The sequence below is a fragment of the Mycolicibacterium novocastrense genome, assembly GCF_001499835.1.
GTDB lineage: Bacteria > Actinomycetota > Actinomycetes > Mycobacteriales > Mycobacteriaceae > Mycobacterium > Mycobacterium novocastrense.
In genome coordinates, this window is the sequence record NZ_LQIH01000004.1 from 58064 (window position 1) to 79404 (window position 21341).

Sequence of the window (21341 nt, forward strand, 5' to 3'; positions counted from 1 at the left end):
AGACAAGTCTGTGGCATCGACGCTGGAAGGCGAACCCTCGTGAGTGATCCCCAGAAGGGCCCCGACGCCCTCATTGAGCAGCGCGGACACACCCTGATCCTGACGCTGAACCGGCCCGAGGCGCGCAATGCGCTTTCGACCGAGATGCTCTCGATCATGGTGGAGGCCTGGGACCGCGTCGACAACGATCCCGAGATCCGCACCTGCGTCCTCACCGGCGCCGGCGGCTACTTCTGCGCGGGGATGGACCTCAAGGCGGCGACGGCCAAACCGCCGGGCGATTCGTTCAAGGACGGCAGCTACGACCCGTCGCGCATCGACGCGCTGCTGAAGGGCCGCCGGCTGACCAAACCGCTGATCGCCGCGGTCGAGGGCCCGGCGATCGCCGGCGGTACCGAGATCCTGCAGGGCACCGACATCCGTATCGCGGGTGAGAGCGCCAAGTTCGGTATCTCCGAGGCCAAGTGGAGCCTGTATCCGATGGGCGGCTCGGCGGTGCGCCTGGTGCGCCAGATTCCGTACACCATCGCGTGCGATCTTCTGTTGACCGGACGACACATCACCGCCGCCGAGGCCAAGGAATACGGGCTGATCGGCTACGTGGTGCCCGACGGGACCGCGCTGGACAAGGCGCTGGAGATCGCCGAGGTGATCAACAACAACGGACCGCTGGCCGTGCAGGCGATCCTGAAGACCATCCGCGAGACCGAGGGCATGCACGAGAACGAGGCGTTCAAGCCCGACACCGCCAACGGCATCCCGGTGTTCCTGAGCGACGACGCCAAGGAGGGCCCGCGAGCCTTCAAGGAGAAGCGGGCCCCGAACTTCCAGATGAAGTAGGCCCGCGGCGTCGTCCCGCTCCCTCGCTCGGTTGTGAAACCTGCGACGGTTTCGGTCGGATTTCCGTCGCGCGTTTCACGAACGGGACTAGAGCATTTTCGCCGTCGGCGTGAACACCACCGGCATCTTCTCCAGACCGCTCACGAAATTGGCGGGCCGCAACGGCAACTCGTCTCCGGAGGCCAACCGCAGATCGGGCAGCCGCTGCAGCAGTTTGGTCTGCATGATCGACAGCTCGAGCCGCGCCAGTTGGTTGCCCAGGCAGAAATGCGTGCCGAAGCCGAACGCCAGGTGGTTGTTCGGATAGCGCTCGATATCGAAAGACTCCGGGTCGTCGAACACCTTCTCGTCGAAGTTGGCCGACTCGAACAGCAGGATCATCTTCTCGCCCTCTTTGAGGGCCGTTCCGTGGAATTCGGTGTCGGCGGTGATCGTGCGCGCCATGTTCTTCACCGGCGCCGTCCAGCGCAGCATCTCCTCGATCGCGTTGGGCAGCAACGACAGATCGGACGCGAGGCGCCGATGCTGATCGGGGTGCAACAGCAACTGCCGGGTGCCGCCGGACAACGTGTGCCGGGTGGTCTCGTCGCCGCCGATCAACAGCAGCAGCACCTCGGTGACGATCTGATGGTCTTCGAGCTTGCTGCCCTCGACCTCGGCGTGCACCAGCACGCTGACCAGATCGTCGGTCGGCTCATCCTTGCGGACCGCGATCATGCCCATCATGTACTCGCTGTAGGCCGCGAACGCGTCCATGGTGACCTGGAATTCCTCCGGGTCCGCGGTGCTGCTGAGGGCACCCACCAGGTCGTCGGACCACTTGAGGAACATCTCGCGTTCCTCGGGACGCACCCCGAGCATGTCGCCGATGACGGCCATCGGCAGCGGCGCCGCGATGTCCCAGACGAAGTCGCATTCACCGCGCTCGCACACGTTGTCGATCAGCGTGTCGCACAGGTTCTCGATCGAGCCCTCGAGGTCTTTGACCCGCTTACGTGTGAAGCCGGAGTTGACGAGCTTGCGCCGCAGCAGATGCTGCGGATCGTCCATCTCGATCATCATCTCGACGCCCGGCTGGTCGGGTCGGATGCCACCGGCGTTGGAGAACAGCTCCGGGTTGCGCTCCGCCTCGATGACGGCGGCATACGTTGCGGCCGCGGCCAATCCGTTGCGGTCGCGGAACACCGGTTCGTTCTCGCGCATCCACTTGTAGACCGACCGCGAGTCGCCGGCGTAGAAGGCGCCGTCGGTCAGGTCGACATCGGGTTTGGTCTGCGGTGCCGTAACGGTCACGATCCAAGCTCCTCTGCATCCGCGAACGACATCTCCACGTTCCCGGCCGAACCGGAGAACAAAGCGCGTTTGGGAAAGCCTAGCGACGCAAGCTCCTTCGCATAGGGATGTTCGCCGAGCCGGACCCTGGCCCCGCCCGGCCGGTACCGCACATCGCTCAGCTTCATCTCGCCGACGGTGCGGCGCAGGACACCGTCGCGGCACGAGTAGGTGGGGTGGGCCTGCGGCTTGGCGGTGAACGTGGCAGGGACCCGAAGACCGGGACGAAAATCCATGCCGACCGCGAACTGGCCGTCGATGGTGACGTCGAACGAGTAGGTGTGCCCGTCACGAATCGTGAACTCCGACATCACCTTCGGATAACCCCAGATCTTGGTCCCCGCCTCCAGCGTGAACGCCTGGTCGACCGGTAGATGGTGGATGAACGCGCCGGCCGACTGCAGGGCCCGCGGCCCCGTCGCATCCGACCCGGGCGGGTTCACCATCACGTTGGTGCCGTATTCGTAGTACTGGCCGAGGTCGCCGTCCTCGTAGCGCATCAGCATCAGCACCGCGATCGCGCGGCCCGGCAGGAACCGGCAGACCTTCAGACCGCTGTAGTCGATCATGCGCTGGGCGGCTTCGGCGTCGACGGAGAACATCGCCATGTGCTGGTGCGCCTTGCGGATCTTCACCGGCATGGTGAGCACCGTGCCTGCGATGGTGTGCTGGGTCATCGCGTCAATCTAGAACGCCGAGTAGACAACTAGCAAGGAAGTGTCTACCCAGGCTGGATCGGCGGCTCGCCGTCCCGGGTCAGACGAGCGCGGCGAGATCCCTGATCTGCTCGGGCGAACGCGCCCCGACGACCATCATCGTGACGCCTGCGGCCTCCCATGCCTTGATCTGTTCCTGCACATAACCGAGGTCGCCGACGATCGCCGAGTCGTCGACCAACTCGTCGGGAATGATCTTCGCGGCTTCGTCTTTGCGGTCCGAGCGGAACAGCTTCGTCACATCCTCGACGACTTCCGCATAACCCATCCGGCGGTAGACGTCGGCGTGGAAGTTGGTGTCCTCGGCGCCCATGCCGCCCATGTACAGCGCCAGATGCGGCTTCATCAGCTCCATGATCTCGGCGCGGTCGTCGGTGACGACCACCTGAGCCGTCGCGCAGATCTCGAAGTCGGCGCGGCTGCGGCGCGCGCCCGGGCGGGCGAAGCCCTCGTCGAGCCACTCGTTGTACATGTCGGCGATGCGCGGCGAGTAGAAGATCGGCAACCAGCCGTCGCAGATCTCGGCGGCCAGCGCGACGTTCTTGGGCCCTTCGGCGCCGAGCATCACCGGGATGTCGGCGCGCAGCGGATGGGTGATCGGTTTGAGGTTCTTGCCCAGACCCGTGGTGCCCTCGCCGGTCAACGGCAGCGGATAGTGCGGGCCGTCGCTGCGCACCGGCGCCTCGCGCGCCCACACCTGCCGCAGGATGTCGATGTACTCCCGGGTGCGGGCCAGCGGCTTGGGGAACTTCTGGCCGTACCAACCCTCCACGACCTGCGGTCCGGACACCCCGAGCCCGAGGATGTGCCGACCCCCGGAGAGATGGTCGAGTGTCAGCGCCGCCATCGCGCACGCGGTCGGGGTGCGCGCCGACAGCTGGATCACCGACGTGCCCAGCCGCATGCGCGTGGTCTCGCGGCCCCACCACGCCAGCGGCGTGTAGGCGTCCGAGCCCCAGGCCTCGGCGGTGAACACCGTGTCGAAGCCGGCCTGCTCGGCGGCGGCGACCAGTTCGGCGTGATTCTCGGGCGGTTGCGCGCCCCAATACCCCAACTGCAGTCCGAGCTTCATCGGCAGACCTCATAACGGTGTCTTGAAACCATTGTTAGAACCTGTTCTACTCGATGCCGTGACCACCAGCCAAAGCAGCCCGGTGCAGATCGATCCGCATGAGCCGCCGCTTTCAGCGCCGCTGAAGCTCTCATTCGACTACACCCGTTCAGTCGGACCACTCCTGTCCCAGTTCTTCACCGCCCTGCGCGAGCGACGCATCGTCGGAGTGCGCGGTTCGGATGGGCGGGTGCACGTGCCGCCGGCCGAGTTCGATCCCGTGACCTACGAGCGATTGACGGAAATCGTACCGGTGGCCGCCGTCGGCACCGTGGTGTCGTGGACGTGGCAGCCGGCCCCCCTCGAGGGTCAGCCTCTGGACCGGCCGTTCGCGTGGGCGCTGATCAAGCTGGACGGGGCCGACACACCGATGCTGCACGCGGTCGACGCGGGTTCCGCAGACTCCATCAGCACCGGCGCGCGGGTGCACGCGCACTGGGTGGACGAGCCGGTCGGGGCCATCACCGACATCGCCTACTTCGCCCTCGGCGAGGACGCCGAACCGGAGGGTCAGCCCGACGACCGCGACCCGGTCACCGTCCAGGTGACGCCGTCGTCGATCGAGATCCAGCACACCGCGTCCCTGCCCGAGAGCACCTTCCTGCGGGCACTGGAGGAGGGCAAGCTGCTCGGGGCGCGAACCAAGAGCGGCCGCGACGGCAAGCCCGGCAAGGTGTACTTCCCGCCCAAGGAGGCCGATCCGGCCACGGGGCTGGAACTCGACGAGTTCATCGAGTTGCCGGACAAGGGCACCGTCACGACGTTCGCCGTCATCAACATCCCCTTTGCAGGACAACGCATCAAGCCGCCCTATGTGGCTGCCTACGTTCTGCTCGACGGCGCCGACATTCCCTTCCTGCATCTGGTGACCGAGATCGAGGCGAGCGAGGTCCGCATGGGCATGCGCGTCGAAGCGGTCTGGAAACCGCGCGAAGAGTGGGGTCTGGGCATCGACAACATCGACCACTTCCGGCCGACGGGTGAGCCCGACGCCGACTACGACTCCTACAAGCACCACCTGTAAAGGGCTGGACGTGACCGATTCAAGAGATGTAGCAGTCGTCGGGTTCGCGCACGCACCGCACGTGCGCCGCACCGACGGGACCACCAACGGCGTCGAGATGCTGATGCCGTGTTTCCACCAGCTCTACGAAGAGCTCGGCCTGAAGCAGACCGACATCGGCTTCTGGTGCTCGGGGTCCTCGGATTACCTTGCGGGCCGGGCATTCTCGTTCATCTCGGCGATCGACTCGATCGGTGCGGTGCCGCCGATCAACGAGTCGCACGTCGAGATGGATGCGGCGTGGGCGCTCTACGAGGCCTACATCAAGATCCTCACCGGCGAGGTGGACACCGCGCTGGTGTACGGCTTCGGCAAGTCCAGCGCGGGTGTGCTGCGCCGCGTGCTGGCGCTGCAGACCGATCCCTACAGCGTCGCCCCGCTGTGGCCGGACGCGGTGTCGATGGCGGGTCTGCAGGCCCGCTTCGGACTCGACGCCGGCAAGTGGACCGCCGAGCAGATGGCTCAGGTCGCACTGGACTCGATGACGGCCGCCGGCCGCACCGACAGCGAGAAGGCTCCGACTGCCTCAGACGAGGCGAAGGCGATCTCCGAACTCCTCGAGCGGCCGTACTTCGCAGATCCGTTGCGCCGCCACGACATCGCGCCGATCACCGACGGAGCCTCGGCGATCGTGCTCGCCGCCGGCGACCGGGCGCGTGAGCTCCGTGAGAACCCGGCGTGGATCACCGGGATCGAACATCGCATCGAGACGCCGATACTGGGCGCCCGCGATCTGACCACGTCGCCGTCGACGGCGGCGTCCGCCCGGGCGGCCACCGGCGGCGACACGGGATCCATCGACGTGGCCGAGATCCACGCACCGTTCACCCACCAGCAACTGATCCTCACCGAGGCGATCGGGCTGCCCTCGTCGACGAAGGTGAACCCTTCGGGCGGTGCGTTGTCCGCCAACCCGATGTTCTCGGCGGGCCTCGAGCGCATCGGGTTCGCCGCACAACACATCTTCAACGGCTCGGCGCAGCGGGTCCTGGCGCACGCGACGAGCGGGCCTGCGCTGCAACAGAACCTGGTGGCCGTTCTGGAAGGACACGCCTGATGTCGAAGAATCTCGCTGCGGTCCTGGGTACCGGGCAGACGAAGTACGTCGCCAAGCGCCAGGACGTCTCGATGAACGGCCTGGTACGAGAGGCCATCGACAAGGCGCTGGCCGACTCGGGCGCGACGATGGATGACATCGACGCGGTGGTGGTCGGCAAGGCGCCCGACTTCTTCGAGGGCGTGATGATGCCCGAACTGTTCATGGCCGATGCCGTGGGCGCGACGAACAAGCCGTTGATCCGCGTGCACACCGCCGGTTCGGTCGGCGGATCGACCGCGGTGGTGGCCGCCAGCCTGGTGCAGTCCGGTAAGTACCGGCGGGTGCTGGCCATGGCATGGGAGAAGCAGTCCGAATCGAACGCCATGTGGGCGTTGAGCATTCCGGTGCCGTTCACCAAGCCGGTCGGCGCCGGCGCCGGCGGCTACTTCGCCCCGCATGTGCGTGCCTACATCCGCCGTTCCGGGGCGCCCGACCACATCGGTGCGATGGTGGCGGTCAAGGACCGGCTCAACGGCGCCAAGAACCCGTTGGCGCACCTGCATCAGCCCGACATCACGCTGGAGAAGGTGATGGCGTCACAAATGCTGTGGGACCCCATCCGGTTCGACGAGACATGCCCGTCCTCCGACGGCGCCTGCGCTCTGGTGATCGGCAACGAAGAGATCGCGGATCGCCGTGTCCAGGAAGGCAATCCGGTCGCGTGGATCCATGCGACCGCGCTGCGGACCGAACCGCTGGCCTACGCGGGTCGCGACCAGGTCAATCCGCAGGCCGGCCGCGACGCCGCCGCGGCGTTGTGGAAGGCGGCCGGGATCAAGAGCCCCATCGACGAGATTGACGCCGCCGAGGTCTACGTGCCGTTCTCGTGGTTCGAGCCGATGTGGCTGGAGAACCTCGGATTCGCGCCGGAGGGTGAGGGCTGGAAGCTGACCGAGGCCGGTGAGACGGCGATCGGCGGTCGCATCCCGCTCAACCCGTCCGGCGGCGTGCTGTCGAGCAATCCGATTGGGGCGTCCGGCATGATCCGGTTCGCCGAGGCGGCGATCCAGGTGATGGGCAAGGCCGGTGAACACCAGGTGCCCAACGCGCGCAAGGCGCTCGGCCACGCGTACGGCGGCGGCTCGCAGTACTACTCGATGTGGGTGGTCGCCAGCGACAAGCCCGAGCACCGATGACCACAATGCAGTACACCTGCGCGGTGCCGATGTGCCAGATCGACCAACTCATCGACATCGCCAGGACCGCTGAGGAAGTCGGCTTCACCTCGATCGCGTTGCCGGACTCCATCTTCTACATGGAGAAGCAGTCGGCGGACTACCCGTACACCCCGGACGGCTCCCGGATGTGGGACGAGAACACCCCGTGGGTGGACCCGCTGATCGCCGCCGGCGCGATGGGTGCGGTGACGTCGACGCTGCGCTTCTACACCAACGTGATGAAGTTGGGCTCGCGCAACCCGCTGCTGCTGGCGCGTCAGGTCGGCTCGGTGGCCAACCTGACCAACAACCGGTTCGGTTTCGGCGTCGGAATCGGCTGGGCACCGGAGGAGTTCGAATGGTGTGGCCAGCCCTATGCCAAACGCGGCAAGCGGGTCGACGAGATGATCGAGGTGATCAAGCTCGTGCTGGCCGGCGGCATGGTCGAGTTCCACGGCGAGTTCTACGACTTCGACAAGCTGCAGATGAGCCCGGCGCCCACCGAGCCGGTTCCGTTCTACGTCGGCGGCCACACCGACGTCGCGCTCAGGCGCGCGGCACGTGTCGGTGACGGGTGGACCAGCGCGATGATGACCGGCGAACAGTTGGCCGAGACGATCGCCAAACTGAAGGCGCTGCTCGCCGAATACGGCCGCGCCGACGACCCATTCGAGTTCCAGGCGGTCTGCATCGACAAGTTCGGCGTCGACGGCCACCGCGAACTCGCCGAATCCGGTGTCACCGACAACATCGTGATGCCGTGGGTGTTCGAGGGACTGGGCTTCGACGCCCCACTGCAACCCAAGCTCGACTCGATGAAGCGTTTTGCCGAGACCTACATCCACTCGGGTTGGCAGAAGTGAGCGTCACCAATCCCGATGCACCGGTTCACCTGGCGGGCAAGCGATCCCGCGAGGCGGCAATCGCCCACGACAAGCAGGCCTGGCTGGACAACTTCGCCGACGACGCGGTCGTCGAGGATCCGATCGGACCGTCACACTTCGACCCGGAGGGCAAAGGCCACCGCGGCAAGGAAGCGATCGCCAAGTTCTACGACACCGCGATCGCGCCCAGCGAACTGCAGTTCAACTTCGTCGAGACGTTCCAGTGCGGTAACGAGGAAGCCAACGTCGGCTCGATCGTGATCCGGTCCGCCGGCTACGAGGTGACCGCCGAGGGCGTGTTCACCTACCGCGTCAACGACGAGGGCAAGCTCGTCGCGCTGCGCGCATACTGGGAGCTGGACCGCGCCACCGCGAGCGCGCGAAAGATCTAGCGGCCGAAGCGGTCCGCAGCCGAGGTGGCCAGGCTGAAGGTGAACCGCTTCGCTCGCCTGACCGCGTCGGTGAGGGCGCGTTTGGGTGCTGCCGCGGCACGGAGCTCGACCGCGTCACCCACGCGCGCGGCGCCCGCGGTATCCACCCAGCAGTAGCTGCCCAGGCATCGCTGCGCCCGTTCGGCGACGGCCTTGGTGATGCGGCGGTCGACCTCGAGGCCCGGTTGCGCACGGCTCGGGACGACGCAGCGGATGGTCGGCATCGTCACCTCGAGCACCGCACCGCCGACGGTGAGATGGCCGCCGATCCACTGCGCTTCGGGTAGGCCGTCGTCCGGATCCCGTAATGCGAGAAGCACATTCGGCCGAAACCGGCGCACGTCGAGCGGATCCCCGTCGACCTCTGCACCGACTGTCGACAGACTCGTGACGCTCAGCACGTGGACCGGCGCCAGGTCGACGAACATCCCCGGCGGCGTCGAGAACCGGGCGAACATGGCGAGGTCGGCGATCCGGAACATCGAGACATCAGGCAACCTTTCACCGTCACCGACCCCGAAATCGGTGCGCAGCGAGGCGATCGACGCGTTGTCTCGTTCGTGCTTGCTCAATCGGTGCAGGCTGGTGTCCTCGGCCGGCGGCAGTGCGGTCAGCCGCATGTCACGTCCGGCCAACTCCGACAGCTTCGCGTTCACCGCGTCGTCGCTGCTGGACAGTTCACTTCCGTCCGGAAAGGTGATCACCACATCGGGCACCTTGCCCGGACCCGCATCCGGCGGCAGCGGAGCGGCGTACCGTGCCGTCGCGTTCAGCAGCGCGGGGATGCGGCGCGCCGAGGCGGTCACGTCGCGCTCCAGATCGCGAACCGCCCAGAGCCGATCGCCGAGAACTCCGCGTTGTCCGATATCGACACTGTCGACGCGTTCGCCGCCCAGCGACTTCACCGGGTAGCGCCACAGTTCGGCAACCTCGCCGATCATCATGGGCGCCAGGCTACCGCCAACCGGTTCGGTCGCAGACCTGCATCCAGCGCATACGGCGAATTCAGTACGTTCGTTGTCGTGCTCTCGACACGAATGCGACGTCCGGATGCGTTGATTGAACGCGGCCGACTCACCATCACGAAGTCGATGTCCGCCGCGGCGGTGGCGGCTGCCATCTGCGCCGCCACTGTCGGCTGTGACGCCACGACCGGCCCCGTCCCGAACACGGGCACCGCAAGCCCGACCACCTCGCCTACCGCCTCTCCGGCGCCTGCCACCACGACCACCGGCACCGACCAGCCGGACGCGGCCTTCGATTACAGCCGCCTCCTGCTGCAGGCGTCCGATCTCAGCGACGCCGAGGACACCTTCACCGTTGCGTCGACGAACCCGGCGCCGGGAGGGTTACCTGGTTCGAGCGCCCTGTTCGTCAACCAGGACGACACCCGTGCGATCTCCAACACGGTCGTGATCTACCCGGACGCCGAAACCGCAACCAGAACGCTGCGCGAGGCCATACCCAAACTCGACCAGGTGGTCGTCAACGCGACACCGCGGCCGGTCCCGGTCGGCACCGACGGCACCATCGCCGTCGGCGAGTCCGTCGATCGCAGCAAGGCGGTCACGCTGGTGCTGTTCACGCAGGGGCCGGCGCTGGTACGCCTGGAATTCCAGAGCGCTCAAGGGGACGCCCCCACCGAAGAATTCGTGATCAACATCGGCAAGATGCAGAACGTCGCCCTTCGCGTCGGACTGCCGGAACCGCAGTAGTCACTCTTCGACGGGCTGCAGACCCGTCGAGTAGCGGCGGGCCAACTCCTGGTACGCGCCGGGATTGGTGTTCACCCACATCTGAGCGCCGGTGCCCGCGATCGGGCCACGCACCTTCGCGGGCGCACCGGTCACCAGCACTTCGTCGGGAATCTTCGTGCCGCCGACGACGAGCGAATGCGCCGCGATCAGGGTGCGCGCACCGATGACCGCGCCGTCGAGCACCGTGCAGTGGTTGGCCAGCACCGCCTCCGCGCCGATGTGCGCACCGTGCACGACGCACGCGTGGGCGACCGTGGCGCCGGGTCCGACGTCCACCGGAATGCCGGGCGGGGCGTGCAGCACGCAGCAGTCCTGCACGTTGGCGCCCTCGCGGATCACGATCGGGGCGAAGTCGGCCCGCAGGACCGCGTTGAACCACACCGACGCCCCCGCCTCGACGTGCACGTCACCCACCAGCGTGGCCGTCGGCGCGATGAACGCGTCCGGATCGATCGTCGGTGCGCGCCCCTCGAACGAGTACAACGGCATCGTTTGGTTATACCCCTAGTTGACCCCCGATGAGCGCTTCACGGGGAGGCGAATTACCTGCATAGATTGCGTGGAGAGCGGGAAAAACTGTAACGTGTTCTAGTTAGAGACACAGAAGCGGGAGGCCCACCGTGACTACCAACAGTGCGGGAATTCGTGAGATCGACACCGGCGCCCTGCCCGACCGGTACGCCCGGGGTTGGCATTGCCTGGGCCCGGTGGAGAACTACCGGGACGGCAAGCCGCACGGCATCGAGATCTTCGGCACCATGCTGGTGGTCTTCGCCGATTCACACGGCGATCTGAAAGTGCTCGACGGCTACTGCCGGCACATGGGCGGGAACCTCGCCCAGGGCACGATCAAGGGCGACGAGGTCGCCTGCCCGTTCCACGACTGGCGCTGGGGCGGCGACGGCAAGTGCAAGCTGGTGCCCTACGCCAAGCGGACACCGCGATTGGCCCGCACCCGTGCCTGGGAGACCGACGTTCGCGGCGGGCTGTTGTTCGTCTGGCACGACCACGAGGGCAACCCGCCCCAGCCCGAGGTCCGGATCCCCGACATCCCGGAGTTCGAGAGCGACGAGTGGACCGACTGGAAGTGGAACTCGATCCTGATCGAGAACGCCAACTGCCGGGAGATCATCGACAACGTCACCGACATGGCGCACTTCTTCTACATCCACTACGGCTTGCCGACGTACTTCAAGAACGTCTTCGAAGGCCATATCGCGTCGCAGTATCTGCACAACGTGGGCCGGCCCGACATCAACGACATGGGCACCACCTACGGTGAGGCGCACCTCGACTCGGAGGCGTCGTATTTCGGCCCGTCGTTCATGATCAACTGGCTGCACAACAACTACGGCGGCTACAAAGCCGAGTCGATCCTGATCAACTGCCACTACCCCGTCACGCAGAACTCGTTCATGTTGCAGTGGGGCGTCATCGTCGAGAAGCCCAAGGGCCTCGACGAGAAGATGACGGAGAAGCTCGCCAACACGTTCACCGAGGGTGTCAGCAAGGGCTTCCTTCAGGACGTGGAGATCTGGAAGCACAAGACCCGCATCGACAACCCGCTGCTCGTCGAGGAGGACGGCGCGGTGTACCAGATGCGCCGGTGGTATCAGCAGTTCTACGTCGACGTCGCCGACATCACCCCGGACATGACCGACCGCTTCGAGATCGAGGTCGACACCACGGCGGCCAACGAGAAGTGGCATGTCGAGGTCGAGGAGAACCTCAAGCGTCAGGCAGAAGAGAAGGACGAGAAGGAAAGAGCCGAGCAGAAGTCGTGACCGAAGACCGTAAGGCACCCGACGTCGACCAGATTGTCGGCCCCGCCGACGGCGGCCAGATTGTCGGCCCCGCCGACGTCGACCGGCTGGCCCGGGCGATGCTGCTGCTGCACGGTGCGCATGATGACGACGACGACGGCCATGGTCACGGCCACGGCGGGTTGGGGCCCGAAATCACCTCCAAGGCACCCTCTTTCGGTGGTGAGCGCGCGGCGGCACTGCGGGAGGCCACCCAGCGGGACCGCGAACGGTATCTGAGGTCGGGCCTGGTATCCGTCGACTGCCGCTTCTGCCATGTCTCGGTGGACGTCAAGAAGCTGGGACCGGCTCACACCTCGGTGCAGTGGAACACCGAGGCATCGCGGCGGTGTGCGTACTTCACCGAGATCCGGGAATCCGGCGGCGACCCCGCGCGCGCCAAGGCCTGCCCCCGGCTGGCCGACAGCATCAAGCACGCCGTGGCCGAGGGATGCCTGGAAGAGATCTCCTCGGCCCCCTCTCCCGGCGACGGCTAGATATCCCGAGCGCGAGGCCGTCGTAAAGTGCTCTGATATGCGCTGCGTTGCGGTCACTTTCTGTCTGTTCGCGGTGACTGCCTGCACGCGCGTGGTGGACAGTCCGCAGCCGGCGCCCGAACCGCCGGTCGCCCCGATCACCGCCGGACAAGTCGGCGACCTGCTGAGCCCCGACGTGACGAAGGGCGACGGCAACCTGTTCGTGACCGTCGACCCTGCCGAATGCGCGGGTGTGGCGCGTGAGGTGGACCCGCCGTTCATCGTCGATCACGATCCCGCGGCGTACGACGGCGGGCACTGGATGACCGTCAACGGCGCTCTCGACGTGTACGTCGAGGAGATGGTCGGCGTCTACCGCGCCGATTTCGACGCCAAAGACGCGCTCGCACAGGCCAAGCACACCATCGACGCCTGTCAGGGCATGACCTTTCGGGTCACCAGCATGGCCGAACGCGAGTATGTCTTCGAGCTTCTGCCGCAAGTCGATTCCGGTTCCGCCGAGATCCTGCTGTGGTCGTTCAAAGGTGACACCTGGGCTTGCGACAGCGCTTTCGTGGCCGCGCACAACGCCGCGATCGAGATTTCGACGTGCGGTCCCGCGAACGGATACGACGTGCGGTCGCTGGCCGAGGACGCGCTCGAACGCATCGAGAAGTTGGCCAACACCACCGCCTGACTACAGCCCCTTGAAGCGCTCCTTGACCTCGTCGTCGGTGAGGCCGTAGTCGGCCAGCGAGTAGGTGTGCTTGGGTGCCCGCGGACCCTTCTTGCTCTCTTCGTGGGTCGCGGTCGCCGCTTCACGCGCGGCATCGGTGAACTCGATCCCGAAAGCGCGGTAGATGTCGGCGACGGCGCCGACGGGATCCTTGACCAGATCGAAGTAGTCGAGATCGTAGAACTGAGCCGGATCATGTTTGGCCCGTTCGGCGTTGAACAGTTGCAGTCCCCGCGACCAGGTCTCCAGCGAATCGCGTCCGATGGTCTCCCCGACGAACGTGTTGGACCAGCCCTCGGTGGTGTGCTGGGCCAGCGAGCACATCGACGCCATTATTGTCTCCGCTGGCCGGTGACACTGGATGACCAGCGCATCCGGATAGGTTTTGAACAGCGCGTCGAGCGCGAACAGGTGGCTCGGATTCTTCAGGATCCACCGCTTCTCGGGTTCGTTGAGCCCGATCAGCTGAAGGTTCTTGCGATGCCGCCGATAGGGCTTCGTCCAGTCCTGCTTCGCCAGCCACTGCGAATACGTCGGGATGTGGGCCAACGTCTCGTAGGACACCGAATGCAGCGACTGGCGGAGCAGCTGCCAGCATTCCTCGACCTCGTCGGGAGTCATGTAGTGCAGCCCGGTGTAGTCGGGATTCTCCGCGTGCGCCTTGCTGAACTGGGCATCGAGTTGAGCGAAAACCGGGTTATCGGACCAGGTTTCGCGGGGCGGCCGAGGCTGGGGAAACTCGGCCAGCCACAACTCGAGCCCCTGGTGGCGGGGGTCGGCGGCCAAGAGCCGATGAATGGCGGTGGTGCCGGTGCGGGGCAGGCCCGTCACGAAGATCGGCTTTTCGATCACGATGTCGGCGTGCTGCGGGTGCTGCTTGAAAGCCGCTTCGGACACCAGCCGGGCGACCAGCGCGTTGCGCACGAAGAACCGTTGCATCTTGCTGCCGAATTCGGTGAGATCGGCGTCGCGGCGGTAGGACTCGAGCAGCACTCCGAGTGCTTCGCGATAGTTGTCGTCGTCGCTGCCGAAGTCGTCGAGGCCGCAGGCCTTGGTCGCCGACGCGTGCAGATCCTCGACCGTACCGACGTCGGTGCGCGTCACGCCTTGTACTCCCCACAGTTGACATCCAGCGCCTGGCCGGTGATTCCGCTGGACAGGTCGCTGGCCATGAACAGGATCGCCGAGGCCACCTCGTCCTCGGTGGGCAGCCGTTTGAGATCGGACGCGGCGGCGGTCGCCTTGTAGATCTCGTCGACGGTGGTGCCGTACTTGCCGGCCTGATGGTTGAAGTAGCTCTCCAGCGTGCCACCCCAGATATAGCCCGGCAGAATCGAATTCACCCGGATACCCTGTTCACCCAGTTCGGTGGCCAACGACTGCGACATCGCCAGCAGCGCCGACTTCGCCATCTTGTAGGCGCCGTACTTGGCCTGCGAGTGACGCACCACCATCGAATTCACGTTCACGACGGATCCGTTGGCCTCGGCCAGCGCAGGCGTGAATCCCTGAATCAGCCGCAACGCGCCGAAGACGGTCAACTCGATCGCATCGCGCATGTGCTCGAAAGTGGTGTTGGCCAACGGCTTCATCGACGGCACCCGAAACGCGTTGTTGATGAGCACGTCGACTTTGCCGTACGCCTTCATCGTCTCGTCGACGAGATTGTTCACCTGCGCCTCGTCGGTGATGTCGGTGCCCACCGACAGCGCCCGCCTGCCCAGATCGGTGACCTGCTTGGCGACGTCCTCCAGCCGTTCTACGGTGCGGGCCGCCAGCACGAGGTCGGCGCCCTCCTGGGCACACCGGCGCGCGAGCGTGGTGCCCAGCGCGGGCCCGACGCCGCTGATCACGACCACCTTGTCCTGCAGAAGACCCGACATCAGCCCACCATCCTGTTCTGAATCTGCCGTTGCCGCAGTGCGATTCTGGCACGCCAGTCGTCGTCGGAGATCTTGTTGCTGTCGTGGTACGGCAGCGCGGCGGCGACCTTGTCCACGTCGAGGACCTCGACCGTCGGACCGTCGGCCTCGGTGAGCGCACGCGACAGGCGCTGCCAGCGGAACTGCAGATATCCCTTGCGATGGCCGAGCGTCTCGCACCAGTTCGTGACACCGGGGTTGGCGTCGGAGACGACGATGCGGATCTTGTTGTCCGGATCCGCCTGTGCCTGAGTGCCGTTCAGCGACGTCTGGTGGTTGATGTAGTCCAACGAGATGTACCAGAGGCTGCCGAGCTGGAACCCGAGATACGGCGCGTCGCTGACCGGCACTGTGATGATCATGGCCTGATCCGGTGCCAGGTCGAAGTGGCCGACCGACGAGTACTGCGTTGCCAGTCCGCCCGGTGTGAGCCTCGGCGCGGTCAGCGTGTTGACCGGCAGGGTGTTGTAGAACCACTGCGGGAACTGCAGCCACGTCTTGACCCGTTGCACCAGTTGCTTTCCGGCCACCGCATAGCGCTTCTCGATGAGCGCCTTGGTCAGCGGCGGCGGTGCGGTGCCTGCGGTGTCGGTGCGCGCGATGCTGATGTAGCCGCGCTGTGCCGACCAGTCGTTGTAGACCTCGCGAACCACCAACTGCGCCGGGCTGTCCGGCGTGAAGCGCCACTCGTAGGTGCCGTCTTCGGCGATGTCGAGTTCGCGGTCGTCGAACGCGGCCTGGCTCGGTGGGACGTTGTCGTCGGTGTACTCGCCGCCGAGCATCTGGAATGCCAGGTCGGTCGTGGTTCCTCGCTTACCGGTGACGACGTACTCGTGACCGGCCTGCACGCGGGTGCCGAAGTAGAGGGCGTCCGGATTGTCGAGGCCCATCTTCGTGAACGGCCCGGTCCCGGACTGCATGAACGGATGCTCGCGGTCGTAGTCGAACGCCAGGTGAGCGCAGGCGGCCACGCATCCGGCGAGGTACTGCAGACCCTCGAGCAGGTCGGCTTCGGACTCGATGAACGGCGCGGTGGCCACGAGGTGCTCGGCTTCGGCGATCGCGTCGATCAGTGGCTGTGAGTACACACTGCGAAACTAGAACGCGTTCTACCGGTAGTCAATATATCGACCGCTGCGGTACATATATGGAACGTCAAGTACGCTGCTGACGTGCCCAGCACCGAGCCTTCCGGCCGCGCATCACCCCCGACCGATCGCGTGGTGCGCGTCCTGGACTACCTCGCGGAGCGTCCCGCCGAGCGTTTCGGTGTATCGGATTTGGCCCGCCGCGTGGCGCTGAGCAAGCCGACTTGCCTGGGCATCGTCACCTCGCTGTGTGATGCGGGATATCTGGTGCGCGATCCGACCGACAAGACCTACCGGCTGGGCGCGTCGCTGATCACGCTCGGGCATCGGGCCCAGGAGGCGTTGCGCGTCAGCCCGGCCGTCCGGGAGGAACTGCGTCGGCTCTCGACGCGGTTCGGTGTCACCGCGGCGCTCTCGGGCGTGGTCGACGACCGGATCACGGTGCTGGACCTCGTGGCGCCCGCCGGCGCGCGCCCGGGCGTAGAGGTCGGCCAGAGCTATCCGTTCGCCCCTCCGGTGGGCCTGATGTTCGTGCTCTGGGACGACGAGGCCGAGCGCGATTGGTTGGCCAAGGAGCCGACGCTTCCACTGCGCACCGACACCGAGCGGTTGCACCGGGTGATCGCCGAATGCCGGGCCGATGGGTACCTGGTCGAGAGGCTGACGCCCGGCGGGCGACGGCTGTATTCGTTGATGGCGGGGATGTCGACACAGTTGCCCGACGAGTTGCGCGCACTGCTCGGGGAACTGGTCTCCGACATCGGCGAACGGGTTTACCTGCGCGACGAGAACGACAGTGGCCGCAAACGTCATGACATCAGCGTGATCTCGGCGCCGGTGTATGACCACTACCAGCGACAGATCATGGTTGCCTCGATGCACATCGGGAAAGCGTTGACCGACAACGAGATCACCGAACGCGCGCGGGCATTGGTCGCGACCGCCGACACGGTAACCCAGCAGCTAGGTGGCGTGAAGCGTCGCGGTACCACTTAGAACAGCAAACATACTTTTTTCGAGTTTGCGTGTTTTGCCACCGGGGTCGGGGGTATCCAGATTGCGTCTGGGGGTCTTCAAGCCGCACCGGTCGCACTGGTCGGGGCGGTTACGAACAACAAGTCGATGTAGCGCCGTGACCATCGGCGCCATCACCGAACAAGGAGTTCAACTGTGGAGATCAAGAAACTTGCGGCCACAACGGCAATGGCGGGTGCGCTCGGTTTGTCGGCATTCGCACTGGGCAGCGGGCTCGCGCAAGCCGACCCCGGGCCGAAGTGGCCGAACATCCCTGGTCCGCCGAATCCGCCCGCGCCGGCCATCTCGCACTGGGCGCCGGGCGACCCGCCCGGGCACAACCCGTACGGCCCACCCGGACAGGTGAAGAAGGACCCCACGCTAGGCGTGGTTCCGAACCCGTTCTACGGTGTTCCGCCTGGACACTGGGATAACCCGGCACGTCTCGGTATCCCGGACGTCTGGCTGCCGCCCGTCGAATTGCGTCCGGACTTCCCGGACCTCAACACCCCGCTGAAGGTCGAGTGGAACGCCGAGGCGAACGCATTCGGTGTGACGCTGGAAAACGGCGTGTTCATCGCTTACCGATGACGCGTTAAGCCTCCACACCACAGCCGCCCTGCCCGATGGCAGGGCGGCTGTGCTTAGTCGTGACTTCAGGAGCACTTCCGGAATACCTCTCAAACGCTACGCTGACCTGGTGAAAGTCGGCGGAGCGACCTCGTGACCGGGGTGCCGGAATTCGGCATCCTGGGTCCGCTCGCTGTCACTCTCGACGGCGGACAACCGCTTGATCTCGGCGGCCCGAAGCAGCGGGAACTGCTCGCCATGCTGTTGCTGTACCCAAATCGGTGCCTCCCGGCGGACCGCATCGCCGACGCAATCTGGTGTGGCGCACCGCCTGCGAGCGCGAACGGCACGCTGCGGGCTCACGTGTCGCGCCTTCGATCGCACCTGGCGGCTGCGGGAGCCCACGATGTGCTGGTCACCCAGAGGGCAGGCTATGGAATCTTCCTGAGCCGCAACCAGATCGACAGCGTCCGGTTCGAGGACATGCTGGCCCTAGGACACGAAGCATTGCGAGCCGGTGACGCTGAACGCGCCGCGGGGATTCTGGGCGAGGCGCTGAGCCTCTGGCGCGGACGCGTGCTCGAGGACCTTGAGGAACCCGAATTCGCCACCGCCGAAACGGCGCGCCTTGATGAACTTCGGTTGATTGCAACGGAACACCGCATCGACGCCGATCTCATGCTCGGCAGGCACCATGCCGTCATCACCGAACTCGAACGGTTGACGGCTGCCCATCCCTATCGAGAACAGTTGCACTGCATGCTCATGCTCGCGCTGTACCGGTCGGGAAGGCAGGCCGACGCGCTCGCGGTCGGCGCGTCGGTGCGTGGGCGCCTGGCCGACGAACTCGGCGTCGACCCCGGACCTGCGCTGCGCGACCTGGAAACCGCGATACTGCGCCACGATCCGTCGCTGCAGTCCCCCGCACCTGAAGCCGCGCCGCGCAACGCCACGCCCCCCGCCGCGGTGACCAAATACCGTCCGTCCACCCCGACGCGCAAATTGGTGAGCAGGCCGCGCCTGATCGACGAATTGCGCGCCGACGGTCCGCGCCGGCTGGTCGTCATCCACGGTCCTGCCGGGTTCGGCAAGACCACACTGGCCGTGCAATGGCGCGAAGCGCTCGTCGAGGAGGGCGTGACGGTCGCCTGGCTGGCCGTCGACGACGACGACAACAACCCGGTGTGGTTTCTGGCCCATCTGATCGAAGCCGTGCGCACCGTGCTCCCGACGCTGGAACCCGATCTTCGCCAGGCGCTCGAGGAACGCGGCGCCGCGGCGACGCGTGTCGTCCTGACGACGTTGATCAACCACATCGAATCCCAACCCAGTCGCACATGTGTCGTCATCGACGACTGGCACCGCATCACTGACTCGGCGACCACCGAGGCGATGGCGTACCTGCTCGACCACGGCGGACCGCAACTTCAGGTGGTGGTGACGACGCGTAGCCGCTCGGGACTGCCACTAGGCCGGATGCGGGTACGCGGCGAGCTCGTCGAGATCGACTCGTCTGCTTTGCGTTTCGATTCATCGGAGTCCCACACCTTCCTGGTTGAGCTCGGGGGGCTGGCGTTGACAGGCACGGATGTGGCGAAGCTCGAGCGAACCACCGAAGGCTGGGTCGCCGCGCTGCAACTGGCGACTCTGTCGCTGCGTAACTGCGACGACCCCGCCGCGTTGATCGAGGGTATGTCAGGACGTCACCACGCCGTCGGCGAGTATCTAGCCGAGAATGTGCTCGACTCACTCGACACGGACATGCTCGACTTCCTGATGGCCACCTCGATTGTCGAGCGGATCTGCGGCGACCTGGCGTCCGTGTTGGCCGGTGTGGGCAATGGACAGGCGCTGCTCGACGAAGCTGAGAAGCGCGACCTGTTCCTGCGTCGACTCGACGACGATCGGGAGTGGTTCTGCTATCACCAGCTGTTCGCGGAGTTTCTGCGGCGGCGTCTGGAATGTGATCACCCGCAGCGGATTCCAGGTCTGCATGCGGCCGCGTCACGGTGGTTCGCCGACCACAGCATGGTTCGCGAGGCGATCGGCCACGCGGTGGCTGCCGGGGACGAGGACCGTGCGATCGAACTGATCGAGCGCCACGGGGTCGATCTGGAACAGCAAGCGCAGCTGTCGACGTTGCAGGCGCTGGTCGCGACGCTGCCGCCCCGCATCGTCACGCTCAGCCCGCGACTGCAGCTGTTCCTGGCCCGCGCGCACAGTCTGTTGCAACAGCCCGAACAGGCTCGTGTCGCGCTTGACGCGTTCGAAGCAGCGCTTGAAGCTAGAGCACTGCCGCCACCGGAAGTTCGCGAGATGCGCGTCGAGGCAGATGTTTTCCGCGCGCTGGTACAAGTCTGGGCCGACCGTGGCGACGGTGTCGACGAGTTGCTGTCGGAGTGCCTCACCCACCCGGATACCCTGCCACCCTTCGTCGTCAGCACTGCGGCCAACGTCGCATCGTTCCTTGAGATCTGCCGGTTCGATTTCGTCGCTGCGCGGAATTGGCAGGACTGGGCGACCGATTACCACCACCGATGCGGTAACTCGTTCGTCCTGATCTACGGGCACTGTCTGGTCGCAATGGCGGCTTCGGCGCAGCTCGACATGGTGGAAGCCGAAAGTCGGCTCCGTGACGCGGTGCGGATCGCCAGGCAGTCGCAGGCTCCGTACTCACACGCCGCGCGGGTCGCGTACGCGCTGCTGGCGGAGTTCCTCTACGAGCGTGGGGAGTTGCGCGACGCCGATCAACTTCTGGAGGACAGCGGTCGATTCGGCACGGGCGGCGGTCCGCCGGTGGAGTTCATGATCGCCCGTTGCTGCGCCGGGGCGCGGATCAAGGTCGCACTCGGCCAGCACGATGCGGCGCGGAGACTGCTGGACGAAGGGTCGGAAGTGGCTGCGACCGTCGGTCTTTCACGGCTGGGCGCCGCCGTGGAGGTGGAGCGGATGCGGCTGAAGCTGCCACCCGAGCACCCCGCCCACATCGGATCGGCGCCCGGCAACGGACTCAGCACTGAGGTCACCGCTCAACTGCGCGACGAAGCCGAGATACTGCGACTGCTCGACACCGACCCCGAGCTGGCCTGTGAATGCGCCATGTCCTGGGTGAACAAGCTCGAACCCCAGGGCCGTCCCCGCGCGCTGCTCCAGGCGAACCGTCTGCTGATCGCGGCGTTGTGCGTCGCCGGCCGAACCGACGAAGCGCGGCAACTGCTCAAACAGGTCGCCGCCCAATGCGCCGAGCTCGGCATGGTGCGTTATCTGCGCGACGGCGGCCCACACCTCACCACCCTGCTGTCCTGAGCCCTGCAACGGCGCTGCAACGGATCTGCAACGCCGG

Annotated in this window: 21 protein-coding genes; 13 read left to right on the forward strand and 8 right to left on the reverse strand. The window is 66.0% G+C overall.

Features of this window, described 5'->3' with window-relative positions; all coding sequences use genetic code 11:
- Positions 1-39: 39 nt before the first annotated feature.
- Positions 40-840, forward strand: coding sequence for a crotonase/enoyl-CoA hydratase family protein (locus tag AU072_RS04825; protein ID WP_064412730.1), 801 nt, complete (start codon positions 40-42; stop codon positions 838-840).
- An 87-nt stretch (positions 841-927) separates the two neighbouring features.
- Here AU072_RS04825 and AU072_RS04830 read toward each other — a convergent pair whose 3' ends face one another.
- The 3 genes from AU072_RS04830 to AU072_RS04840 form a co-directional block, all read right to left on the reverse strand.
- Positions 928-2133 carry a cytochrome P450 gene (locus AU072_RS04830; RefSeq protein ID WP_064412731.1) on the reverse strand — a complete coding sequence of 402 codons (1206 nt, stop codon included), beginning with the start codon at positions 2131-2133 and terminating at the stop codon, positions 928-930.
- Entirely contained in the window at positions 2130-2849 is a 720-nt protein-coding gene (locus AU072_RS04835) for an acetoacetate decarboxylase family protein (protein WP_064412732.1), read from the reverse strand. The genes AU072_RS04830 and AU072_RS04835 overlap by 4 nt, the downstream gene beginning before the upstream one ends.
- 79 nt (positions 2850-2928) lie before the next feature.
- Positions 2929-3960 carry an LLM class F420-dependent oxidoreductase gene (locus AU072_RS04840; protein WP_064412733.1) on the reverse strand — a complete coding sequence of 344 codons (1032 nt, stop codon included), beginning with the start codon at positions 3958-3960 and terminating at the stop codon, positions 2929-2931.
- Positions 3961-4018: 58 nt separating this feature from the next.
- Here AU072_RS04840 and AU072_RS04845 point away from each other — a divergent pair, with 58 nt between their 5' ends.
- From AU072_RS04845 to AU072_RS04865, 5 genes are read left to right on the forward strand one after another with little or no spacing between them, the layout of a single operon-like run.
- On the forward strand, positions 4019-5023 hold the full coding sequence (locus AU072_RS04845) for a Zn-ribbon domain-containing OB-fold protein (RefSeq protein WP_064412734.1): 1005 nt from the start codon (positions 4019-4021) through the stop codon (positions 5021-5023).
- 10 nt (positions 5024-5033) lie between these two features.
- Positions 5034-6119, forward strand: coding sequence for a thiolase family protein (locus AU072_RS04850; protein WP_064412735.1), 1086 nt, complete (start codon positions 5034-5036; stop codon positions 6117-6119).
- Positions 6119-7297, forward strand: a complete 1179-nt coding sequence (locus AU072_RS04855; protein ID WP_064412736.1) for a thiolase family protein — start codon at positions 6119-6121, stop codon at positions 7295-7297. The genes AU072_RS04850 and AU072_RS04855 overlap by 1 nt, the downstream gene beginning before the upstream one ends.
- Entirely contained in the window at positions 7294-8181 is an 888-nt protein-coding gene (locus AU072_RS04860; protein ID WP_407937585.1) for a TIGR03619 family F420-dependent LLM class oxidoreductase, read from the forward strand. Before AU072_RS04855 ends, AU072_RS04860 begins: the two co-directional genes overlap by 4 nt.
- Positions 8178-8594: a nuclear transport factor 2 family protein gene (locus AU072_RS04865; protein WP_064412737.1), complete on the forward strand. Its 417-nt coding sequence runs from the start codon at positions 8178-8180 to the stop codon at positions 8592-8594. The genes AU072_RS04860 and AU072_RS04865 overlap by 4 nt, the downstream gene beginning before the upstream one ends.
- Here AU072_RS04865 and AU072_RS04870 read toward each other — a convergent pair.
- On the reverse strand, positions 8591-9577 hold the full coding sequence (locus AU072_RS04870) for an MOSC domain-containing protein (protein ID WP_174523715.1): 987 nt from the start codon (positions 9575-9577) through the stop codon (positions 8591-8593). The genes AU072_RS04865 and AU072_RS04870 overlap by 4 nt on opposite strands.
- Positions 9578-9655: 78 nt before the next feature.
- On the opposite strand from AU072_RS04870, the gene AU072_RS04875 reads away from it, so the two are divergent.
- The gene (locus AU072_RS04875; RefSeq protein WP_407937586.1) at positions 9656-10348 is read left to right on the forward strand and encodes a hypothetical protein; all 693 of its coding nucleotides are present in this window, start codon (positions 9656-9658) and stop codon (positions 10346-10348) included.
- Here AU072_RS04875 and AU072_RS04880 read toward each other — a convergent pair whose 3' ends face one another.
- Positions 10349-10879, reverse strand: a complete 531-nt coding sequence (locus AU072_RS04880; protein ID WP_064412738.1) for a gamma carbonic anhydrase family protein — start codon at positions 10877-10879, stop codon at positions 10349-10351. It abuts the gene before it with no gap.
- A gap of 131 nt (positions 10880-11010) precedes the next feature.
- Here AU072_RS04880 and AU072_RS04885 point away from each other — a divergent pair, with 131 nt between their 5' ends.
- The 3 genes from AU072_RS04885 to AU072_RS04895 all read left to right on the forward strand — a co-directional run bounded on the left by AU072_RS04885 (position 11011) and on the right by AU072_RS04895 (position 13365).
- The gene (locus AU072_RS04885; RefSeq protein WP_064412739.1) at positions 11011-12174 is read left to right on the forward strand and encodes a 3-ketosteroid-9-alpha-monooxygenase, oxygenase component; all 1164 of its coding nucleotides are present in this window, start codon (positions 11011-11013) and stop codon (positions 12172-12174) included.
- Positions 12175-12272: 98 nt separating this feature from the next.
- Entirely contained in the window at positions 12273-12689 is a 417-nt protein-coding gene (locus AU072_RS04890) for a hypothetical protein (RefSeq protein ID WP_064412836.1), read from the forward strand.
- A gap of 73 nt (positions 12690-12762) precedes the next feature.
- Positions 12763-13365: a sensor domain-containing protein gene (locus tag AU072_RS04895; RefSeq protein ID WP_308206372.1), complete on the forward strand. Its 603-nt coding sequence runs from the start codon at positions 12763-12765 to the stop codon at positions 13363-13365.
- On the opposite strand, the gene AU072_RS04900 is transcribed toward AU072_RS04895, so the two are convergent.
- From AU072_RS04900 to AU072_RS04910, 3 genes are read right to left on the reverse strand one after another with little or no spacing between them, the layout of a single operon-like run.
- Complete coding sequence (locus tag AU072_RS04900) at positions 13366-14508, reverse strand: sulfotransferase family protein (protein ID WP_064412741.1); 1143 nt, start codon at positions 14506-14508, stop codon at positions 13366-13368. It lies immediately after the preceding gene.
- Positions 14505-15287: an SDR family oxidoreductase gene (locus AU072_RS04905; RefSeq protein ID WP_064412742.1), complete on the reverse strand. Its 783-nt coding sequence runs from the start codon at positions 15285-15287 to the stop codon at positions 14505-14507. Before AU072_RS04905 ends, AU072_RS04900 begins: the two co-directional genes overlap by 4 nt.
- Positions 15287-16414: a hypothetical protein gene (locus AU072_RS04910; RefSeq protein WP_064412743.1), complete on the reverse strand. Its 1128-nt coding sequence runs from the start codon at positions 16412-16414 to the stop codon at positions 15287-15289. The genes AU072_RS04905 and AU072_RS04910 overlap by 1 nt, the downstream gene beginning before the upstream one ends.
- An 84-nt stretch (positions 16415-16498) precedes the next feature.
- Here AU072_RS04910 and AU072_RS04915 point away from each other — a divergent pair, with 84 nt between their 5' ends.
- The 3 genes from AU072_RS04915 (at position 16499) to AU072_RS04925 (ending at position 21304) form a co-directional block, all read left to right on the forward strand.
- Positions 16499-17410, forward strand: a complete 912-nt coding sequence (locus AU072_RS04915; protein ID WP_064412744.1) for an IclR family transcriptional regulator — start codon at positions 16499-16501, stop codon at positions 17408-17410.
- A 174-nt stretch (positions 17411-17584) separates the two neighbouring features.
- Positions 17585-18019, forward strand: a complete 435-nt coding sequence (locus tag AU072_RS04920; RefSeq protein WP_064412745.1) for a hypothetical protein — start codon at positions 17585-17587, stop codon at positions 18017-18019.
- Between the two features lie 132 nt (positions 18020-18151).
- Complete coding sequence (locus AU072_RS04925; RefSeq protein ID WP_064412746.1) at positions 18152-21304, forward strand: BTAD domain-containing putative transcriptional regulator; 3153 nt, start codon at positions 18152-18154, stop codon at positions 21302-21304.
- Positions 21305-21341: the final 37 nt, after the last annotated feature.